The organism is Rhizobium sp. UBA1881 (genome assembly GCF_002338015.1).
Taxonomy (GTDB): domain Bacteria; phylum Pseudomonadota; class Alphaproteobacteria; order Rhizobiales; family Rhizobiaceae; genus Rhizobium.
In genome coordinates, this window is sequence record NZ_DDHH01000154.1 from 15,747 (window position 1) to 35,399 (window position 19,653).

Genomic DNA, 19,653 nt, shown 5'->3' on the forward strand with positions numbered 1-19,653 from the left:
TGTGACAGATTCATCACAAGCCGCGCACGTGGGCCGCATCCCCATGCGCAAGGGTGAGTTCATCGCGCTTGCCGCCTTCCTGATGGCGATCAACTCGTTGGCGATCGACATCATGCTGCCGGCGCTGCAGCAGATCGGCGCCAGCCTGAACGTCGAAAGCGAAAACCATCGCCAATTCGTCGTCTCCAGCTACCTTCTCGGCTTCGGTTTTGCCCAGCTCATCTATGGCCCGCTGTCCGATCGCTTCGGTCGCCGCCTCCCCCTGCTGGCCGGCATCGGCATCTACATCTGTTCCTCCCTCGGCAGCGCGCTGATACCCACCTTCGAAGGCCTGCTGATCCTGCGCTTCGTACAGGGTCTCGGCTCCGCAGCCACCCGCGTCATCACCATCTCGATCGTTCGCGATATCTATGGCGGCCGACAGATGGCCGAGGTCATGTCGCTAATCATGATGGTCTTCATGATCGTTCCCGTCATCGCGCCGGGCAGCGGCCAGATCATTATGCTGTTCGGCAGCTGGCATCTGATCTTCCTGTTCATCGCCGTCATGGCGGCCATCATTGCCGGGTGGGCCTATCTCCGCCTGCCCGAGACGCTGCGCCCGGAAAATGTTCGTCCCTTCACCGCGAAATCGGTGCTCGGTGGCTTCAAGCTCGTTCTGACGAACCGTATCGCGCTCTGCTACACGATCGCCAGCACCTTCATATTCGGCTCGCTGTTCGGCTTCATCAACTCGGCGCAGCAAATCTATGTCGGCATCTATGGCCTCGGCGTCTATTTCCCCTTCGCCTTTGCCGGCGTCGCGGTCTTCATGTCGATGTCGTCGTTCCTGAACTCGCGCCTCGTCGGCAAGTTCGGCATGCGCCGCCTGTCGCATGGCGCGTTGCTTGGCTTCATCACCATCAACACCATCTGGCTGCTTGCCCTGGTGTTCGGGCCGCACCCGATGCCGTTCTTCCTGTTCATCGGCTTCTTCGGCCTGGCGATGTTCCAGTTCGGCTGGATCGGCTCGAACTTCAATTCGCTGGCCATGGAGCCGCTCGGGCACGTCGCCGGCACCGCCTCCTCGGTTCTCGGTTTCATGAGCACCGTCGGCGGCGCGCTGATCGGCGCCGGCATCGGCCAGGCCTTCAACGGCACCGCACTTCCCATGGTCGCCGGTTATTTCACCGTCTCGATCATCGGCCTCGTCTTTGTGCTGATCGCCGAGAAGGGAAAGCTCTTCCAGCCGCATAATCCGGCTGTTTGAGCAAGCATGCGACGATTGAGACAAATCTATATTTCAGGACAATCACATGACGCCGCCCCATAAGCCGCATACCGAAAACCAGGGGTCCAGCCGCATCGGCATGGGCTTCCTCGAATTCGTCATCACCATCGCCATCATGACGGCAAGCGTCGCCATGGCGATCGACAGCATGCTGCCTGCCCTGCCCGCCATGGGCCATGCGCTCAATGTCGCCAACGCCAACGACGCGCAGCTCGTCATCGGCGTCTTCTTCCTCGGTTTCGGCGTCTCGCAAATCATCTTCGGCAGCCTGTCGGACACGTTCGGCCGCCGCAACATCATGCTCGGTGGCCTCGCGGTCTATGTGCTCGCGATGTTCGGCGCAGCTGCCACCGGCAGCTTCGAAATGCTGCTCGTCATGCGCTTCATCCAGGGCCTCGGCGGCGCGGCCGTCCGCATCACCACCATGGCCGTCGTCCGCGACTGTTTCGGTGGCCGCGAAATGGCGCGCGTCATGTCCTATGTCATGATCGTCTTCATGATCGTGCCGATCGTCGCCCCCTCGGTCGGGCAGCTGATCATCACCTATGCCAACTGGCACTGGATCTTCATCCTGCTCGGCATCGTCGGCGCCATCCTGTTCATCTGGGCATCACTGCGCCTGAAGGAATCGCTGCCGCGCGAAGAGCGCATTCCGCTCTCCTTCGGCAACATTGTCGATGGCTTCAAGACGGTTCTGACCAACAAGATCACCTGCGGCTACATGATCGGCCTGACCATGTTCACCGCCGTCATCAGCGCCTATGTCATCTCCGTTCAGCAGGTCTTCGGCGAGGTCTACGGCCTTGGCGACTGGCTTCCCATCGCCTTTGCGGCGACCGCCGGCGGCATCGCGGTCGCCAACTTCGCCAACGGCTTCTTCGTGCGCAAGTTCGGCATGCGCCGCATCTCGCACGTCGCGATGATCCTCTTCACCATCATCTCGGCGATCGGCTTCTTCAAGGCGCTCGGCGGCACGCCAAGCTTCACGCTGGCCTATACGCTGTTCACCATCCTGCTGATGATGTTCGCCGTGATCGCCACCAACTTCACGGCGATCAGCCTGGAGCCGATGGGCAATCTCGCAGGCACCGCCACCTCGATCACCGGCTTCGTCTCGACCACCTTCGGCGCCATCCTCGGCGGCGCGGTCGGCCAGCTGTTCAACGGCACCGTGCAGCCGCTCTTCGGCGGCTTCGCGCTCTTCGGCCTGATCAGCATCGTGGCCACGCTCTGGGCTGAAGGCGGCAAACTCTTCACCCACCCGGGCGACGATCCGCAGCTCGATCCGGGCGCGGGACATTTTTAAACATCAAGAGGCCCCGGCAACGGGGCCTTTTCAATTCCGCACGGCAGCCTATCGCGTTGCCTCGGTCGCCAGCTTCAATCCCAGAAAGGCGAAGGAGGCGGCAAAGGCCCGGCGCATCCAGTTCATCGCACGCCGGCTCTGCAACAGTCTCTCCCTGCCCGTTGCGGCAGCCACCGCGTATCCCATGAACACCGCAAAGGTCATCAGGGTGAAGCCAAAGCCGAGCTCGACCAGAACGCCGATCGAGCTACCCGCCGGGACGAATTGCGGAATGAATGCAATGAAAAACAGCGGCAGCTTGGGGTTCAGGATGTTCAGCAGGATTCCGCGCCACACGAGCCGGACGGCGGATGCTGGCGCACTCGGCCGAACCGACAGCCCCTCATGATCGTTGAGAACAGCCCAGGCCATCCAGATCAAGTATGCAACACCGGCAAACTTGACCGTCTGGAACAGGATCGCGCTGGTGTAGAGCACGGCGGCGAGCCCGGCCATGGCGACTGCCAGATGAAGGACGGTAGCGACAGTACAGCCGATTGCGGCCCAGAAGCCGGCGCGAATTCCCCCACCCAGAGTGGAGGAAAGCGTATAGATCACGCCGATCCCCGGCGTCACACATATGATGAAGGCGGTCAGAAGATACTCGAAGCTCATTGGTGTTCCTCCCGAAGACGTCGGCAAGCACAACATGCTTCAAGAAGAGCTCCCGCTCAAGCCGGACGCGGCCACACATTCCGTGCGGCCGCATCTCAAGCGAGCATTCCCCTAAACCGTAAACACCTCGCGCCGCAGCAGCTCCCAGCTTTCCTTGTCCGGTGCGATCAGCAGGCCGCCGTCGACATGCTCCGGCAGATAGGCCGAGCCGTCGAAGCGCGCCGCGTAGCCGCCGGCTTCGACGCAGGCGAGCGTGCCGCCAAGGTGGTCCCAGGGCATCAGCTTGTTGTACATGAGGTAATGCACGTGGCCGCCGGCAAACGCCCGGTGTTCGTGGGCAGCACAGCGGTAGTTGCAGATGAAGCGGACCTTGGCGAGGTTGGCGAGCACTTCGGCGCGCTTGCCCGGCGCCAGAAAGCCCGTCGAGGCCATGCCGACCATCTGCTCAAGCGCCACGGGCGCAGACGTACGAAGACGCTGCGTATCGCCGTCGGGACGCTTCAGCCATGCGCCGGCGCCCTTCTCGGCGATGACCCAGTCGTCGCCCATCGGATCGTAGATGATGCCGGCGATGCATTCGCCATTCGCGACCACCGAGGCCATGACACCGAAGGCGGGAATGCCCGAGGCGAAATTGAAGGTGCCGTCGACCGGATCGACGATGATCGACAAGGACGCATCCTTCAGCTTGCCAAGCAGCGCCGGATCGGCTGCAACGGACTCCTCGCCGATGAACAGTGCCTCCGGCCACAGCGTCGCGACCTCGGCCTTGATCATCCGCTCGGCTTCGAGATCGGCTTCCGTGACAAGATCGGTCGCTTCGGTCTTGGCGCGCACGTCGTCGCTGCCGAGCCGGCGGAAACGCGGCAATATCTCCGCCTTCGCCGCCCGCCTCAAGAGATCGGCAAGCGTGGTGACATCTATCTTGGAAACCATGGTCCATCCTTCCTGGCGCTGTGACATGCCGAAAGACTATGCCGCAGTTTTGCGACAACGACATGTGTCAAAACAAGAGCTTACGTCCGCGACGAAATCAGGCCTTCGGCGCGGCATCGCCCGCCATCAGGCCGGCGAAGTCGAAAAGCTTGGGGTCGAGCAGATGCGACGGGTTCACATGCGAGAGCGCGCGCAGCATCGTGTCCTTGCGGCCGGGCATTCGGCGCTCGATATCGGCGAGCATGTCCTTCATGGCGTTGCGCTGCAGCCCGTCCTGCGAACCGCAGAGATCGCAGGGGATGATCGGAAACTGCATGGCAGCGGCGAATTTTGCCATGTCGTCCTCGGCGCAATAGGCCAGCGGACGCAGCACCATCAGGTCACCCTCGTCGTTCAGGAGCTTTGCCGGCATCGAGGCCAGGCGGCCGCCGTGGAAGAAGTTCATGAAGAAGGTTTCGAGAATATCCTCGCGGTGGTGACCGAGCACCAGCGCGTCGCAGCCTTCCTCGCGGGCGATGCGATAGAGATTGCCGCGGCGCAGGCGCGAACAGAGCGAGCAGTAGGTGCCGCCGGCCGGAACCTTCTCCTTCACGATCGAATAGGTGTCGCGATACTCGATGCGGTGCTTGACGCCGATCTTCGCCAGGTACTCAGGCAGGATATGCTTCGGAAAATTCGGCTGCCCCTGGTCGAGATTGCAGGCAATGAGCTCGACCGGCAGCAGGCCGCGCCATTGCAGATCGAGCAGCAGCGCCAGCAGGCCATAGGAATCTTTGCCGCCGGAAACCCCGATCAGCCAGCGCTTCTGGCCCTTGAGCATGCCGAAATCGTCGAAGGCCTGGCGCACCTGGCGCAGCAGCCGCTTACGCAGCTTGTTGAACGAGACGGAGCTTGGCGCATCGGCAAACAGCGCATGCGCGATCGCGCCCTCGGTCTCAGGCGTTTCAAGCTCATCCCCGATGCTTGGCGCGATATTGGCTGCGATATTCATTGTCTCATCCGTTGAGGTCCCAGGTCGAAACCAAATCCCGTCTAGCAGAAAGCCGCGCCACAACCCAGCATCAATCGCCGAAAACCGACCATCCCGTGCGCGCCGCGAGCATTTCCAGCGCGACCGCGCCGAGCTGCGAATTGCCGACCTTGTTCAGCCCCGGCGACCAGACGGCGATCGAGGCAATACCGGGCGCCACAGCGAAGATGCCGCCGCCGACGCCGCTCTTGCCGGGAAGGCCGACGTGATAGGCGAAGTCGCCGGATCCGTCATAGTGGCCGCAGGTCAGCATCAGCGCATTGATGCGCCGCGCGCGCTTGGGCGAGACAACCGAATGGCCGGTCATCGGGTTAGCGCCACGGGCGGCGAGGAAGAGGCCGGCGCGGGCCAGCTGCTCGCAGGTCATCGACAGCGCGCACTGGTGGAAATAGACGCCAAGCACGTGCTCGACCGGATGATCGATGTTCTTGTAGGCGCGCATGAAATTGGCGAGCGCAAAATTTCGGTAGCCCGTCTGCGTCTCGGACTTGGCGACCTTGTCATCGATCGTCACGGTTTCATCATCGGCCAGGTAGCGCACGAAGCGCAGGACTTCGCCGATCGCCTCGCGCGGCTCGTGTCCGGCAAGCACCACGTCGGCAACGGCAATCGCGCCGGCATTGATGAACGGATTGCGGGGAATACCAGCTTCCTGCTCGAGCTGGACGATCGAGTTGAAGGAGTTGCCCGACGGCTCGCGCCCGACCCGCTTCCACAGCCCTTCGCCGACCTTGCCGAGCGCGAGCGTCAGCATGAAGACTTTGGAGATACTCTGGATCGAGAACGGCACGGCAGCATCGCCGACGCTATAGACCTTGCCGTCGACAGTGACGACCGAGAGCCCGAACTGCGCGGGATCGATCTTGGCAAGCTCGGGAATATAATCCGCGACCTTGCCCTCGCCGATGCGCGGCTGGAGTTCGGTGTAGATACTGTCGAGGATTGCCTGCAAATCCGTCATCACGACCCCTCTCAAGATAACAAAAAAGCCGCCCCGAGAGGCGGCTTTTCCGTATGCGAAAACGCCTCGCGATTAACGCGAATAGAATTCGACCACCAGGTGCGGTTCCATGACAACAGCGTACGGTACGTCGCTGAGAGCCGGTACACGAGCGAAGGTAGCAACCATCTTGTTGTGGTCGACTTCGATGTACTCAGGAACGTCGCGTTCAGCCAGGCTGATAGCTTCGAGAACCGAAACCAGCTGCTTGGACTTCTGACGAACTTCGATGACGTCGCCGGCCTTGCAACGGTAGGAACCGATGTTGACGCGAACGCCGTTCACGGTCACGTGGCCGTGGTTGACGAACTGACGGGCAGCGAAGACGGTCGGAACGAACTTGGCGCGATAAACGATCGCATCCAGGCGGGATTCCAACAGACCGATGAGGTTTTCAGAAGTGTCGCCCTTGCGGCGAGCTGCTTCGGCGAAGATCGCGCGGAACTGCTTCTCGCGCAGGTCACCATAGTAACCCTTGAGCTTCTGCTTGGCGCGCAGCTGCACACCGAAGTCCGAGAGCTTGCCCTTGCGGCGCTGGCCGTGCTGGCCCGGGCCGTATTCGCGGCGGTTCACCGGGGACTTAGGACGGCCCCAGATGTTTTCGCCCATACGGCGGTCAATTTTGTACTTGGACGATTCGCGCTTGCTCATCGTATTTCCTTTCAGAGTGTTACGGCGGTCTGTTTCCAAACCGCTCGAAGGAAACACGCCCTCCTTTGGCCTCTTTGAGGGAGGCCCGACAGGATTTTCCGGTTACGCGAACTGGAAACTCCACGGGACATGTCAAATGAAACACGGGACATTGCTGCCCCGTGCTGGCGCGGTCTTTAGGGTGAAGTCACTGGAATGTCAATCACAATCCATGGCCGCACCGGCAAAACCGTATGATCCCAAGCAATCCGGAACGGATTGCTTCCAAGAAAGCCGGAGCGGCTTACTTCATCGCGGCCTTCTGGACTTTCAGGTCTAGTGCGTCACTGATCGTGTAGAACAGGTCGGTCTGGTCGGTCAAACCGCTGACGTTGGCTGCGCGCGGACCGTAGGCTGCGATGCGCAGCTGCGAGCCGGTGTGGCCTTGGTCGTCAACTTCGTCCGAGTTGCCATAGCTGACCGCCATCACGGCGCCGTCCTTGGTCATCAGCGCTTCCGTCAGGCCGGGAGCTTTGGTGCTTGCGTCGATGATCTGGCTGGCATGCGCGTGGTCGGCGGTGACGATGACGAGCGTATCGCCCTTTTCCTGCGCGAACTTCAGCGCTTCCTGGACGGCTTCGTCGAGGTCCACGGTCTCGCCAATCTGGCCGCAGGGGTTGGCCGCGTGGTCCTGCTTGTCGATCGAGGCACCCTCGACCTGCAGGAAGAAGCCCTTCTCGTTGGTGCTGAGGAGTTCGATCGCCTTGGACGTCATCTGCGCCAGTGTCGGCGTGGCCGATGTGCGCTTTTCGTTCGGCTTGCAGACGACAGGCTCCTTCTCGACATTGCCGTAGTGGCTGGCCTGCGGGCCCTGCCAGCGGATCGGCATGTTACCCTCGGCGAAGAGGCCGAGAACCGGGGCGCTGTCATTGGCTTGCTTGACGGCCGAGAGCTCCTCGGCGTTGGTGACGATCTTGTAGCCGCGCTCTTCGGCCTGCTGGCGCAGCGTCTTTCCCTTCCATTCGCCGGCCTTCGCCATCTCGCCGAAGCTCTTGGCGCCGCCGCCGAGCGTCACGTCGGCGCGCGCATTGATCAACTGCTCGGTGATCGAACCCTTGCCGCCATTTTCGAGCGCGTTGCTGGCGCACTTCTCGGTCGTTGCTTCCGGACCGTAGCACTTGCGCTGCGTGACATGGGCGATCTGCACGGCAGGCGTTGCGTCCTGCAGCTCGGCGGTGGAAACGTTGCCCGTTGCCAGACCGGCGGCCTTGGCCTTCTCCAGCAGCGTCTCGTGCGCCTCTTCGCGGATATCGACGCCGATCGCGCCATTATAGCTCTTCACGCCCGTCGCCCAGGCGGTGCCCGATGCGGCGGAGTCGGTCACATATGTCGGCTTGCCGGTCTTCTTGTCGAGCGAGTAATGCGTGTACTGGCCGGTGACGGGCAGCGCGTCGATGCCCTTGAAATACTGGCCGGCGCCGACGGCGTAGTTGCGCGCAATGGTGATTTCGGAATCACCCATGCCGTCGCCGATCAGAAGGATGACGTTCTTCGGGCGGCCGTCGACGATCGCGGCGCGGTAGGCTTCGGTGATGTCGCCAGAGATGCGACGTGCGCCGCCGGGCGTGCTCAGGTCCTCGCTGGCGCCGCGCTCCATGAGCTTGGTCGCAGCCGCATCGGCGGCATGAACAGGCTGAATGGCAACGGTGGCAAGCAGCGCTGCTGCGAATGCGGTGATCGCACGGGTGGAATTCGACATGGCCAACATCTCCTCTGGGCAAAAGGTCTACGCCCGCGTGGGGCATGCGGGGTTATCCACCCCTGAGATGAACAGCATGTGACACGAGCAACCCTATCGTGTATCGAACGCTGATACACGACAAAAAACCGCAGGGCGGCTTTCTATCTCAAAATGTGAATATGGAAGCTGACCGCTTTTATTCAGCAGCCGACTGCACACCATCGACATCAGGCGCATTGGCATCGCCGGGCGCCGTCTGGCAGTTGATGTCGGGGAAAGCGACAATGCGCTTGCCCGAGAAATCGGTGTGGACCACAACGGTCCCCTGCTCCTCGAAATAGCCGAGGAGACGCCGAGCTCGCCGGGCCGAATGCGTGCCGTAGGCGCGCGCGATGCGAGCGTCGGACGGGCAAGGCTCACCGCACACCGCGGCTTTGGCAAGCATCAGGAAGACGCCCTGCAGATCATCCGTGACACCAGATGACAGCGACAGTGCCGTGGCCCAGGCTTCCGTCCCGGCGGTCTCGGGATCGACGCCCGAGCGCGACACGGCGACGCGGCGGCGGAACTCCGGCAGCGACATCGGTGATCCCGGCACGCGGCGCATGCGAAGGCGCACGAGGAATTCTTGATAAAGCACCGAATCCGTGCGGAAACCGGAGCCCGGATCGTCGAGGATTTCGCTCAATACGGCCGAGACGCGCTCCTCGCGGTCCTCCGCCGACATTTCCGGCTGGCTGGCGCGGCCTTCGGAGGGCTGCGGCGCGGTGGCTGCCGGGGCCGAGCGTGACAGTTCGGCCAAGATATCCGTGGTCGGGCGTGGCGCGGGTGCTGCGCGGCGAACGATCGGCCGCTGGAATTCTTCCGGATCCGGCGTGAAGATCAGGTCTTCGACATCCTGAGGAGAGTCCGGCAGCGGCATCAGCTTGGGGCTCGACGAACGCGCCGAGGTCTCGACATTGCCGATCTGAATCGGCAGTGGCCGGCGCGACAGGGCCGGACCGAGGGCGACGAAATTACCGCGCTTCAGATCACGGAACATTTCCGCCTGGCGGCGGTCCATGCCGAGCAGGTCGGCGGCGCGCGCCATGTCGATATCGAGGAAGGTACGGCCCATCAGGAAGTTGGACGCTTCGGCGGCAACGTTCTTGGCGAGCTTGGCCAAACGCTGCGTGGCGATGACGCCGGCCAGACCGCGCTTACGGCCACGGCACATCAGGTTGGTCATCGCGCCGAGCGACATCTTGCGCGCATCGTCGGAAACTTCGCCAGCAACCGACGGCGCAAACATCTGCGCTTCGTCGACAACGACGAGCACCGGATACCAGAACTCGCGATCGGCATCGAACATGCCGTTGAGGAAGGCGGCAGCGGCACGCATCTGCTGTTCGATCTCGAGCCCTTCGAGCGTGAGGACGCAGGAGACGCGATGCTGGCGAATACGATTGGCAATGCCCGCGAGCTCCGCCTCGGTTCGCTCGCCATCGACGACCACATGGCCGAACTTGTCGCTCAGCGTGACGAAATCGCCCTCGGGATCGATGATGACCTGCTGCACCCACGGCGCGGATTGCTCGAGCAGGCGCCGCAACAGGTGCGACTTGCCGGAGCCGGAATTGCCCTGAACAAGGAGACGGGTCGCCAGCAGCTCCTCGATATCGAGCGTGGCCGGATTGCCTCCCGACGCCGATCCCATATCGATACCAACCTGCAAGTCCCGTTCCCCTTCTGAAATCAACGCCACTCTTTAGCAGATTCGCGGCGGAATGCTCGGCCTACCGAACAAAACCCACAAGCAATCGCGTCTTTTCGAATCAGGCCGCCTTGTCCGCCACGATCGCGCTTGCTTGACCCTCGACGCGCGGGATCAGCATGCGAGTGAAGAGAAGGCTGATGGCAAGCGGAATGAGCAGGATACCCAGCCCGACACGCAGCCCGAACGCCTCGGCCACAAAGCCGATCGCCGGCGGGCCGACGAGAAAGCCGCTGAGCGCGATAAAGGTGAGGATGGCGACGCTTGCGGCCGCCGGCCGGTCGGTCAGGCTGGCCGATGCCGTGACCGCCAGCGGGAAGCCGACCGAGACGCCGACGCCGATCGCCGCAAAACCGATCAACGCCACCGCCGTGTTCGGCGCCAAGAGCACGATCACCATGCCGGCCAGCGACGCACAGCCGCAGACCCGGGCGATGGCAACGGCGCCGAAGCGGCTCTTCATGTAATCGCCGCCGAAGCGCCCTGTTGCCACGAGGCAGGCGAAGACGGAGTAGCCGAGGCCGGTCAGCGCGCCGGTCGCAAACAGCACGTCGCGCAGATAGACCGCCGACCAGTCGGCGATAGCCCCCTCGGTCATGGTGATGCCGAAGGTGAAGGCGCAGATGCCGAGAAGTGCCGCACTCGGCAGCTTGAATGGCGCGCTTTGCGCATGCGATGCCTCGGCCGCCGGATCGGGCCCGAGCGGCAGCCGCACGCTGACGAGGAGCGCGATCGGCAGCACCAGCAGCGCGATCAGGGCGATCGACCAGTTCGCCGGCAGATGCAGCGCCGCGGCACCCACGCCGAGCAGGCTGCCCGCCATGATGCCGAGGCTCCAGAAGCCATGGCAGCGGCTCATGATCATGAGGCCGGTCGTCTTCTCCGCCCGGTCGGCCTCGACATTGAGGCCGAGTTCGAGCGTCGACAGCGTGACGCCGAGGATCATCAGCGCGAAGAACAGCGTCGTGATATTGTCGGCAAATGCCGGCAGCGAGACGACCGCGAGAAAGGCCACGAAACCATAGATGATCGTCGCGCGTCCGCCGATTTTCGCCACCAGACGGCCGGCGAAGGGCAAGGTCATCAGCGTGCCGATCGGCAAGCCGAGCAGCGCGATGGCAAGATCGGCCGGCCCCATGCCGAGCTTTGCCTGCACGTCGGGAATGCGCGGCAGCCAGCTGCCGAAGGCGATCGGCTGCAGAAAGAAGATCAGCATCACAAGTCTTTGAAACGACATAAGACATTCCCCTGTTCGCGTCAGGGAGCCGAAGCCCGCGAACGATTCTCCATCTCAGAGCTTGCGATATCGGCATCGCGAAGGAAAGCGCCGACGGCGCGAAAGATCGCCACAATGGAACGATGTCACCTGACGGTGAGACCAAATCCCTGCATCAGCCGTTTCGTCGAGAAATCCGGATTGCCCGAGGTGAAGACCGCGAAGTCGAAATTGTCGGGATGGACGGCATCGGCCACCTCGGGAACGAGGCTACGCGCCCGCCGTGCGATGGCCTCGGCGGGATCCAGCCAGTCGACCGGCCACGGCGCCAGTCTACGGAAGATGTTGGCCATGAACGGATAGTGCGTGCAGGCCAGTACGACGATATCGGTCTTCCTGCCCTCCTTCTCGACGAAGCACTGGGCGATCTCGCCCATGACCGCCTCATCGGAGAGCGTATCACCGCGAATATAGGCTTCTGCCATGCGCGCCAGATTTTCCGAGCCGACAAGCCGCACATGGCACTGCTGCGCGAAGGACTGGATGAGATCGCGCGTATAGGCGCGCTTGACGGTTCCGGGTGTCGCCAGCACCGAGACGAGGCCAGAGCGCGTCCGTTCCGCCGCCGGCTTGATCGCCGGCACGGTGCCGACGAAGGTCATGCTAGGGAATGCGGCGCGCAGGTCGGCGCCGGCAAGCGTGAAGGCTGTGTTGCAGGCGATGATGCAGACCTCGGGGTCGTGCTCGCGAAGCAGCCGAGCGAAGAGATCGATGATCCGCTCCCTCAAAGCCTGCTCTTCCCAGCCCCCATAGGGAAAGCCGGCATCGTCGGCGACATAGATGAAACCGCGCTCGGGCATCAAAACCCGCGCCTCGCGCAGCACCGTCAGCCCACCAATGCCTGAATCGAAGACCAGGACGGGTTTCAGCTCATGCGTCGCTGCTGTCATCTTCCTGATGTTCCTTGACGTCTGCGGGCGCCCGGCTTCCGCGCGGATGTTTGCGCGAGAAACGGTCGAGGGAGGAGATCACGCCGCGCATCACGCTGATTTCCTGCTCCGTGAAGGCGCGGCGGGAAAGGACTGCCCGGAGATTGTCGATCATTTTCGGCTTTTTCGCGGGCGGATGGAAATAATTGCGCGAGTCCAGCGCTTCTTCCAACTGGTCGTAGAGCCCGTGCAATTGTTCCTTCGTCGATGGCGTCTGCTCCATCGCCTGGAAGGGAACGCTGCCGAGATCCTCCATGCCCGATTTCATCCACTCGTAAGACATGAGCAGAACCGCCTGCGCGATATTGAGCGAGGCAAAGGCGGGGTTGACCGGAAAGGTCACGATCTCGTCGGCCAGCGCCACCTCTTCGTTGGAGAGGCCCCAGCGCTCACGTCCGAAGAGGATGCCGGTCCCCTCGCCCGCCGTAAACCGCGCACGCAACGTCTGCGCCGCCACCACAGGCGAACGCACCGGCTTGAAACCGTCCCGCTCACGCGCCGTCGTCGCATAGACGAAGTTGAGATCCGATATTGCCTCTTCCAGCGTGTCGAACACCTTGGTGCCCTCGATCACGTGGTCGGCCTTGGAGGCGGCAGCCTGCGCCTTCTCGTTCGGCCATCCGTCACGCGGATTGACGAGGCGCAGTTCGGACAGCCCGAAATTCGCCATGGCGCGCGCCACCATCCCGATATTCTCGCCCATCTGCGGTTCGACCAGAATGATGACGGGACCTTCCGTCAGAAGAAGACGCTCGCTGTTCGTACCTGCCATGAAGTCAAAATCCTTTTGCTAGGCGCGGAAATAGCCAAGACCGGCTGAAACGGCAAGACTTATGCATCCGGATACAACCGCTCCAGCGTCAAGCCGATCATCTCAAGCCCCTGCCGCCATCCCTTGCTGGCGTGTGGATGATGACGCGAGGTCGATACGGGGATCTTGCGATCGACGAAGAAGCATTCCGAGCGGCGCGCCGATGCCGAGGCGACGCGGGTGATACTGGCGTCGATCAATTGGCGCGCGTCATCACTGGTGATCGACGCCTCCCGGTTCTTCGCCATCATCCGCGCCCAGTAGGTGGCGGCGAGGAAGATCGCCAGCGTCTGCCGGACCTGTCCCGGCCTGGTGACAACCGACCATGACGAGCCGAGCGGCCGCGCCGTCGTCGCCAGATCCTTGTAGGCGGCGTCCAGCGTCTGCGACAGGCCGATGAGCCTGTGTCGCGGCTCGCCGGCGGCGGTGGCCTTCAGCAGCGCGTCCAAAGCAGCGAACCATTTGTCGAGCACGAGATCCAGCGCGCCGCGGGTGCGCGCGGGAAAGACGACGAAGGCGACCAGCGTACCAACGGCCGCACCGAGCGCTGTTTCCTCGACGCGCAGCAGAAGCAGGTCGAGCGTCAGCGATCCGATCATCCCGTAAACCAGGCAGAGTGCGATCGACACAAAGAAGGTCATCGTCGCATAGCTCGTCTGCAGGAAGTAGAAGGCGAGGAAAATGGAAAGGCTGGTGATCACGAGCGCCGGCGCCAGATGGCCGCTCAGCAGCGTCGCGAGCAGAAGCCCGATACCGATCCCGAACAGCGTTCCCACCGAACGCTGCAGCGCCTTCATCGCCGTATCGCCGCGCGAATTGGTGTTGGTGAAGACGAGGAAGGAGGCGAGCACCGCCCAGAACCAGCGTTCGCGCGACAGGCCGAGACCGAGCGTCATGGCGATCGCCGCGGCGACGGTGATCTGCAGCGCCGAGCGCATGAGCGGATTGCGCAACGAGAAATCCGGAAGCGATGCCTGAACCGGCGCCTCGGCCACGGCGGCGATATCGGCAAAGCCCGTCCGGTTGCCCTCATCGATGGTCTCGACGAGCTCAGCCCGCGCATTGCCGAGCCTGATCAGCGCCCGTGTCGCCTCGGCCGAGGGGCCTTCGTCATCCTCGGCGGGTGGGCGCACGCTATGGCCCTCGATGACCTGATGCACCAGTTCGAAAGGCGGCAGCGATTGCGAGCAGAGCATGATCGCGCCTTCCGCCGCCAGATGCGCGTCGAAGAGACGGATCGCCAGCTCGCCCGCCGGCTCGGTGCCGGGATCGAACACGCCGCTTGGAGGGCGCGGAATGAAGCTCTCGGCCATCAGCACCACGTCCTTCAGCCGCTCCTCCAGCTGATTGAGCTCCTGCCGGTCGGCATCCGAAACGTGCCCCTCCGCCGCAAGTGCTGCGATCTTGAAGAGGATCTGGTTGATCCGCCCCTGCACGCTTTCGAGCGACCGCAAGAGATCGCGCCGCCAGTCGTCGGGCAGCACGACGGAGCGCACCGCATGCGCGATCAGCGAGGAGACGATCGGGCCGATCGCCACGAAAGGCAGCTCGGCAAGCGGCGGCTGGAAATAGGCGCCGAGGAAATACGACATGAAGGCGAACATGCCGATCGCATGGCCGCGCGGCCCGAAGACGCGCGCGGAGGCCGCGAGAAAGATGATCAGCAGAAAGGCGGCGTCGGAGATCAGCCGGTGTCCTTCCAGCCCGGCCGCTATGACCACGACGACCAGACTGGCGGCGCAGCCGAGAAGCCGGGTCACCAGCTGCCGCCCGCCGCCCTTGTCGCGCACCGCGACGCCGCCCTCGATCGCCAGCACGATCCCAAGCCCGTAGGAGGCAATCGGCAGCGGAAACAGCAGCGAATGGATGACCAGCAGAAGACCGAAAGAGAGCGCCACCGACAGCGTGACGCGCAAGGCCATCCTCAGCCGCGACAGCGCCGGATCGTTGGCAAGCAGCCAATCTCGGAAATCAAAACCGGAAAACAAAGAGTTCAGGCCCCAGAGCGGAGGAATGGTGTTTCACCGCTCACATATCGCCAAGGCTCTTAAAAGCAAATCAATCTTGCCGCCGAAAACGTCCCGATCGAGAGCTGGTCACTGCCCCTTGGCGATCTGCACCATGGTGTTCTTCAGCGAGTTCGCCGGCTGGCCGGGATCACCCTCGGTGAAGACGTCGTCGACGACGGCCTTGCCGCCCTCTTCCAGCACTTCGAAGCGCACCGTGGTCAGCGCCTGCTTGTCGTCGATCCCGTCCATGCAGGTCTGCTTCTTGAACGTCACCACCACTTCCGTCGCGCCGTTTTCGCCGGGCTTCGGCGTATAGGTCATGTCCTGCAGCGGGCATGCATCCTCGCCGTTGACGATGACATCGTAATCGAACGGCGACACGCCATCCTCGTCGGCGGCCGGGTTCTGCATCGCGGCGCGGTACTTGGCGACGAAATCCTTGCTGTAGATCCGCGTCAGCCTGCTCTCGTCGAAGATATCCTGCCAGTCCTCGTCGGCGCCCGACCAGTTCTTGGTCGTGGCCTCCATGATCTCCTTGACCGGCGCCGTCGCGTCAGCGGCGAATACCGTGGCGGTGAGGCCGAGCAGAGCGGCAAAGGCAAGCGAAATCGTCTTCATGATCAAATGTCCGAGGCAATGGTTTTGCGCGGAGACTAGCCATTTTCCGTGTCTTGGCAATGGCGCAAAAACACACAAATCAGCCCTGCTTGCGGCTTTGCACTCCGGGCGCACAATGCTATAGCCCACGGGATTTTATATCACCCACCAGGGACGCATGTCCCTCAAAAGCTTAACGAGGCAGATACATGAAGAAGATCAAGGTCGCCAACCCCGTCGCCGATCTCGACGGCGATGAAATGACGCGCATCATCTGGCAGTTTATCAAGGATAAGCTGATCCATCCGTATCTGGACCTCGAAATCGACTATTACGACCTCTCGGTCGAAAACCGCGACGCCACCAACGACCAGGTGACCGTCGATGCCGCCAACGCCATCAAGAAGCACGGCGTCGGCATCAAGTGCGCGACGATCACGCCGGATGAAGACCGCGTCAAGGAATTCAACCTCAAGCAGATGTGGAAGAGCCCGAACGGCACGATCCGCAACATTCTCGGCGGCGTCATCTTCCGCGAACCGATCATCTGCCAGAACGTTCCGCGCCTCGTTCCCGGCTGGACCAAGCCGATCGTTGTCGGCCGCCATGCCTTCGGCGACCAGTACCGCGCGACCGATTTCAAGTTCCCCGGCAAGGGCAAGCTGACCATCAAGTTCGTCGGTGAAGACGGCCAGGTCATCGAGAAGGAAGTGTTCGACGCTCCCGGCGCCGGCGTTGCCATGGCAATGTACAACCTAGACGAGTCGATCCGCGAATTCGCCCGCGCTTCGATGATGTACGGCCTGATGCGCAAGTGGCCGGTTTACCTGTCGACCAAGAACACCATCCTCAAGGCCTATGACGGCCGCTTCAAGGACATCTTCCAGGAAGTCTACGAAGCTGAATTCCAGGATCAGTTCAAGGAAATCGGCATCACCTACGAGCACCGCCTGATCGATGACATGGTCGCATCCGCTCTGAAGTGGTCCGGCGGCTACGTCTGGGCCTGCAAGAACTACGACGGCGACGTGCAGTCCGACACCGTTGCCCAGGGCTTCGGCTCGCTCGGCCTGATGACCTCCGTTCTTCTGACGCCGGATGGCAAGACCGTCGAAGCCGAAGCTGCTCACGGCACGGTGACGCGTCACTACCGTCAGCACCAGAAGGGCCAGGAAACCTCGACGAACTCTATCGCTTCGATCTTCGCCTGGACCCGTGGCCTCGCGCACCGCGCCAAGCTCGACGACAACGCCGAACTGGCGAAGTTCGCGGCCACGCTCGAAAAGGTCTGCGTCGACACGGTTGAGGCCGGCTTCATGACCAAGGATCTGGCGCTCCTCATCGGCCCGGATCAGCCCTGGCTCTCGACCACGGCTTTCCTCGACAAGATCGACGAAAACCTGCAGAAGGCCATGGCATAAGCCATCCGAAATATGCGAACGATGCGGCGGGGTTTTCCCCGCCGTTTTCGTTTCAGGGACATCAGGAGGGGAAAACAAGATGACCACGACCATCCGCCCGCTAAAACCATCGGACCGCAGCGCCTGGGAGCCGCTATGGGCCGGCTATCAGCGCTTCTACGAAGTCGCGATCCCCGAGGAGACCACGGACCTGACCTGGGGCCGCTTCCACGACCCGGAAGAGCCGATGCACGCGCTCGGCGCCTTCGATGGCGACGGCAGGCTGGTCGGCATCGTGCACGCGATCTTTCACCGCTCCACCTGGCTTCCCAAATGGACCTGCTACCTGCAGGATCTCTATGTCGACGACAGCCAACGCGGGCTCGGAACCGGCGCGGCATTGATCGAGGCCGTCGCCGATCTTGCGCGCGAGCATGGCGCCGGCCGGCTCTATTGGATGACGCACGAGACCAACGCCACGGCCCGCAAGCTTTATGACCGCATCGCCGAGCGCTCGGGCTTCATCCAGTATCGCAAGGCGCTCTGACCGGCGCCGCTACTGCCAAAATCTGACATTGCCATGCCATAGACGTTGCCTCGCCGCTGACCCGCGCCAGTTATGTAAAAAACGAGGAGAACACCATGGCCGACGAACTGATCTTCTACACCAACCCGATGTCGCGCGGACGGATCGCCCGCTGGATGCTGGAGGAGACCGGCGCGCCCTACACGACGGAGATCCTCGGTTTCGAAAGCAGCATGAAGGCGCCGGATTATCTTGCCGTCAACCCGATGGGCAAGGTGCCAGCAATCCGCCACGGCAAAACCGTGGTCACCGAATGCGCCGCCATCTGCGCCTATCTGGCGGAAACCTTTCCGGAGGCGGGCCTTGCGCCGACGGCCGAAGAGCGCGGCAGCTACTATCGCTGGATGTTCTTCGCCGCCGGCCCGCTGGAAGCAGCCACCACCAACCGCGCCCTCGGCTTCCACACGCCAGCCGACAAGAGCCGGATGGCGGGCTATGGCAGCTATGCCGACGTGATGGACACGCTCGAAAAGGCCGTCAGCGCCTTGCCCTATATCGCCGGAAACCGCTTCACGGCAGCCGACGTCTATGTCGGATCGCATGTCGGCTGGGGCCTGTCCTTCGGCACCTTCGAGAAGCGCCAGGCATTCGCCGATTACGTCGGCCGCGTCACCGACCGCGCCGCCTATAAGAGGGCGAACACGATCGACGACGAAGCCACCAAGGCGCTGCAGAAGAGCGCCTGATCAGGGCTCAGATAAGGGGCATGTAGATCTCGGTCACGAGTTCCGTCGGCGGCACGTCGCGCGGATTGTTGAGATAATCCTCGAACATCAGCCCGTCCCGCAGCTGCCGGCCCGAGGTCGGCAACCACTCCGAAAACAGCCACTGATAGGCCTTGTGCATATCGGCATAGGGCCCCTTGTGGCTGAGCACAGCATACTCCCCGCCGTCGAGCGTGAAGGGCTCGAGCGGTGCCTCGACCTTAGTGTCGCCTTCGACCGAGACGCAGGCGATGGAGCGAAGCTCTTCGGCCGACACCAGATCGGGATCGTCGAAATAGACGCCGATCATCCTGATATCGGGCCTCGCCAGCCCGCGCGCGTGGAGCGTGCCGAAGAGAACCTCGAACGCCTTGCTGATCTGCATATACGAGCCCTTGTGGCGCACGCCGATAAGCGCGATCGGCTCGATCTTCCGTAAGGTAACGTTGAACATGGCTTTGGTCCTTCCGTTAGGTGAGGGTTGAAACTCCGTGTGGCTTCCCTCTTTCCGATAACGGGCCGGCGGCATGCCGTAGACCGATTTGAAAATGCGATTGAAAGACTGGAGGTTGGGATAGCCGGATCGCCTGGCAATCTCCCCGATACCGAGATCAGAACGGACAATATCGCCCGCCGCGCGATGCAATCTCAGCCGCTTGACGGTCGCCGCCAGCGTCTCTCCATGGACCGCGCGATAGATCCGGTGCCAGTGATAGCTCGACATGCAGGCGATCTCGGCGAGCTTATCCATATCCAGCTCTTCATCGAGATGATCATGGATATAGGCAGAAACCCGCCTCAGGCGGCTTTCATAGAGTGCCCATGCCGTGGTGCCGTTCATGTCGAAACCTCATGCCAGTTGACCGGCTGCAGACAAACATAACGCGATTTGACAAATCCTGCTGAGTTGCCGGCGCAAAAGAAAAAGGCGGGCACTCGAAGCACCCGCCTTTCGAAATTCAATCAAGAACAGACCGATCAGCCGGCCAGCGCAGCCGCCACGGCCTCGAGCGCCTCGTCG

General features: G+C 62.5%; 18 protein-coding genes. 5 read left to right on the forward strand and 13 right to left on the reverse strand.

Annotation, left to right across the window (positions count from 1 at the left end; translation table 11 throughout):
* Positions 1-43 precede the first annotated feature (43 nt).
* Positions 44-1,249, forward strand: a complete 1,206-nt coding sequence (locus B3605_RS18780) for a multidrug effflux MFS transporter (RefSeq protein ID WP_112941900.1) — start codon at positions 44-46, stop codon at positions 1,247-1,249.
* A 46-nt stretch (positions 1,250-1,295) separates the two neighbouring features.
* On the forward strand, positions 1,296-2,576 hold the full coding sequence (locus tag B3605_RS18785; protein WP_018902194.1) for a multidrug effflux MFS transporter: 1,281 nt from the start codon (positions 1,296-1,298) through the stop codon (positions 2,574-2,576).
* A gap of 48 nt (positions 2,577-2,624) precedes the next feature.
* Here the strand turns inward: B3605_RS18785 and B3605_RS18790 are convergent, their stop codons facing one another.
* The 12 genes from B3605_RS18790 to B3605_RS18845 form a co-directional block, all read right to left on the reverse strand.
* The gene (locus tag B3605_RS18790) at positions 2,625-3,230 is read right to left on the reverse strand and encodes a LysE family translocator (protein ID WP_112941613.1); all 606 of its coding nucleotides are present in this window, start codon (positions 3,228-3,230) and stop codon (positions 2,625-2,627) included.
* Positions 3,231-3,341: 111 nt separating this feature from the next.
* Positions 3,342-4,166, reverse strand: a complete 825-nt coding sequence (locus B3605_RS18795; protein ID WP_112941614.1) for an inositol monophosphatase family protein — start codon at positions 4,164-4,166, stop codon at positions 3,342-3,344.
* A 97-nt stretch (positions 4,167-4,263) separates the two neighbouring features.
* The gene (gene ttcA, locus B3605_RS18800) at positions 4,264-5,157 is read right to left on the reverse strand and encodes a tRNA 2-thiocytidine(32) synthetase TtcA (protein WP_112941615.1); all 894 of its coding nucleotides are present in this window, start codon (positions 5,155-5,157) and stop codon (positions 4,264-4,266) included.
* A 70-nt stretch (positions 5,158-5,227) separates the two neighbouring features.
* Positions 5,228-6,157, reverse strand: a complete 930-nt coding sequence (locus B3605_RS18805; protein WP_112941616.1) for a glutaminase — start codon at positions 6,155-6,157, stop codon at positions 5,228-5,230.
* A gap of 72 nt (positions 6,158-6,229) precedes the next feature.
* Complete coding sequence (gene rpsD / locus B3605_RS18810) at positions 6,230-6,847, reverse strand: 30S ribosomal protein S4 (RefSeq protein ID WP_018902188.1); 618 nt, start codon at positions 6,845-6,847, stop codon at positions 6,230-6,232.
* Positions 6,848-7,130: 283 nt separating this feature from the next.
* Positions 7,131-8,585 carry an alkaline phosphatase gene (gene phoA / locus B3605_RS18815; RefSeq protein ID WP_112941617.1) on the reverse strand — a complete coding sequence of 485 codons (1,455 nt, stop codon included), beginning with the start codon at positions 8,583-8,585 and terminating at the stop codon, positions 7,131-7,133.
* A gap of 178 nt (positions 8,586-8,763) precedes the next feature.
* Complete coding sequence (locus tag B3605_RS18820; protein ID WP_112941618.1) at positions 8,764-10,281, reverse strand: ATP-binding protein; 1,518 nt, start codon at positions 10,279-10,281, stop codon at positions 8,764-8,766.
* Positions 10,282-10,381: 100 nt separating this feature from the next.
* Positions 10,382-11,557 carry an MFS transporter gene (locus tag B3605_RS18825; RefSeq protein WP_112941619.1) on the reverse strand — a complete coding sequence of 392 codons (1,176 nt, stop codon included), beginning with the start codon at positions 11,555-11,557 and terminating at the stop codon, positions 10,382-10,384.
* A 125-nt stretch (positions 11,558-11,682) separates the two neighbouring features.
* Positions 11,683-12,486, reverse strand: coding sequence for a glutamate racemase (gene murI, locus B3605_RS18830; protein WP_112941620.1), 804 nt, complete (start codon positions 12,484-12,486; stop codon positions 11,683-11,685).
* Entirely contained in the window at positions 12,467-13,297 is an 831-nt protein-coding gene (locus B3605_RS18835) for an RNA methyltransferase (protein ID WP_112941621.1), read from the reverse strand. The genes murI and B3605_RS18835 overlap by 20 nt, the downstream gene beginning before the upstream one ends.
* Before the next feature lie 59 nt (positions 13,298-13,356).
* Positions 13,357-15,324, reverse strand: a complete 1,968-nt coding sequence (locus B3605_RS18840) for an FUSC family protein (protein WP_112941622.1) — start codon at positions 15,322-15,324, stop codon at positions 13,357-13,359.
* Positions 15,325-15,432: 108 nt separating this feature from the next.
* Entirely contained in the window at positions 15,433-15,963 is a 531-nt protein-coding gene (locus tag B3605_RS18845) for a hypothetical protein (protein WP_047512200.1), read from the reverse strand.
* A 188-nt stretch (positions 15,964-16,151) separates the two neighbouring features.
* Between B3605_RS18845 and B3605_RS18850 the strand changes: the two genes are divergently transcribed.
* The 3 genes from B3605_RS18850 (at position 16,152) to B3605_RS18860 (ending at position 18,614) form a co-directional block, all read left to right on the forward strand.
* Positions 16,152-17,363, forward strand: coding sequence for an NADP-dependent isocitrate dehydrogenase (locus B3605_RS18850; RefSeq protein ID WP_047512202.1), 1,212 nt, complete (start codon positions 16,152-16,154; stop codon positions 17,361-17,363).
* 79 nt (positions 17,364-17,442) lie between these two features.
* On the forward strand, positions 17,443-17,889 hold the full coding sequence (locus B3605_RS18855; RefSeq protein ID WP_112941623.1) for a GNAT family N-acetyltransferase: 447 nt from the start codon (positions 17,443-17,445) through the stop codon (positions 17,887-17,889).
* Positions 17,890-17,984: 95 nt separating this feature from the next.
* On the forward strand, positions 17,985-18,614 hold the full coding sequence (locus tag B3605_RS18860; protein ID WP_112941624.1) for a glutathione S-transferase family protein: 630 nt from the start codon (positions 17,985-17,987) through the stop codon (positions 18,612-18,614).
* A gap of 7 nt (positions 18,615-18,621) precedes the next feature.
* Here B3605_RS18860 and B3605_RS18865 read toward each other — a convergent pair whose 3' ends face one another.
* Complete coding sequence (locus tag B3605_RS18865; RefSeq protein ID WP_112941625.1) at positions 18,622-19,473, reverse strand: AraC family transcriptional regulator; 852 nt, start codon at positions 19,471-19,473, stop codon at positions 18,622-18,624.
* Between the last annotated feature and the right edge of the window lie 180 nt (positions 19,474-19,653).

Bases quoted from the DNA above. Each gene is read 5' to 3' on its own strand.
- B3605_RS18860 (WP_112941624.1), top strand. From the start codon at position 17,985: ATGGCCGACGAACTGATCTTCTACACCAACCCGATGTCGCGCGGACGG.
- B3605_RS18780 (WP_112941900.1), top strand. From the start codon at position 44: ATGCGCAAGGGTGAGTTCATCGCGCTTGCCGCCTTCCTGATGGCGATC.
- B3605_RS18825 (WP_112941619.1), bottom strand. From the start codon at position 11,557: ATGTCGTTTCAAAGACTTGTGATGCTGATCTTCTTTCTGCAGCCGATC.
- B3605_RS18855 (WP_112941623.1), top strand. From the start codon at position 17,443: ATGACCACGACCATCCGCCCGCTAAAACCATCGGACCGCAGCGCCTGG.
- ttcA (WP_112941615.1), bottom strand. From the start codon at position 5,157: ATGAATATCGCAGCCAATATCGCGCCAAGCATCGGGGATGAGCTTGAA.
- B3605_RS18845 (WP_047512200.1), bottom strand. From the start codon at position 15,963: ATGAAGACGATTTCGCTTGCCTTTGCCGCTCTGCTCGGCCTCACCGCC.
- B3605_RS18795 (WP_112941614.1), bottom strand. From the start codon at position 4,166: ATGGTTTCCAAGATAGATGTCACCACGCTTGCCGATCTCTTGAGGCGG.
- B3605_RS18850 (WP_047512202.1), top strand. From the start codon at position 16,152: ATGAAGAAGATCAAGGTCGCCAACCCCGTCGCCGATCTCGACGGCGAT.
- B3605_RS18835 (WP_112941621.1), bottom strand. From the start codon at position 13,297: ATGGCAGGTACGAACAGCGAGCGTCTTCTTCTGACGGAAGGTCCCGTC.
- phoA (WP_112941617.1), bottom strand. From the start codon at position 8,585: ATGTCGAATTCCACCCGTGCGATCACCGCATTCGCAGCAGCGCTGCTT.
- B3605_RS18790 (WP_112941613.1), bottom strand. From the start codon at position 3,230: ATGAGCTTCGAGTATCTTCTGACCGCCTTCATCATATGTGTGACGCCG.
- rpsD (WP_018902188.1), bottom strand. From the start codon at position 6,847: ATGAGCAAGCGCGAATCGTCCAAGTACAAAATTGACCGCCGTATGGGC.
- murI (WP_112941620.1), bottom strand. From the start codon at position 12,486: ATGACAGCAGCGACGCATGAGCTGAAACCCGTCCTGGTCTTCGATTCA.
- B3605_RS18865 (WP_112941625.1), bottom strand. From the start codon at position 19,473: ATGAACGGCACCACGGCATGGGCACTCTATGAAAGCCGCCTGAGGCGG.
- B3605_RS18785 (WP_018902194.1), top strand. From the start codon at position 1,296: ATGACGCCGCCCCATAAGCCGCATACCGAAAACCAGGGGTCCAGCCGC.
- B3605_RS18805 (WP_112941616.1), bottom strand. From the start codon at position 6,157: ATGACGGATTTGCAGGCAATCCTCGACAGTATCTACACCGAACTCCAG.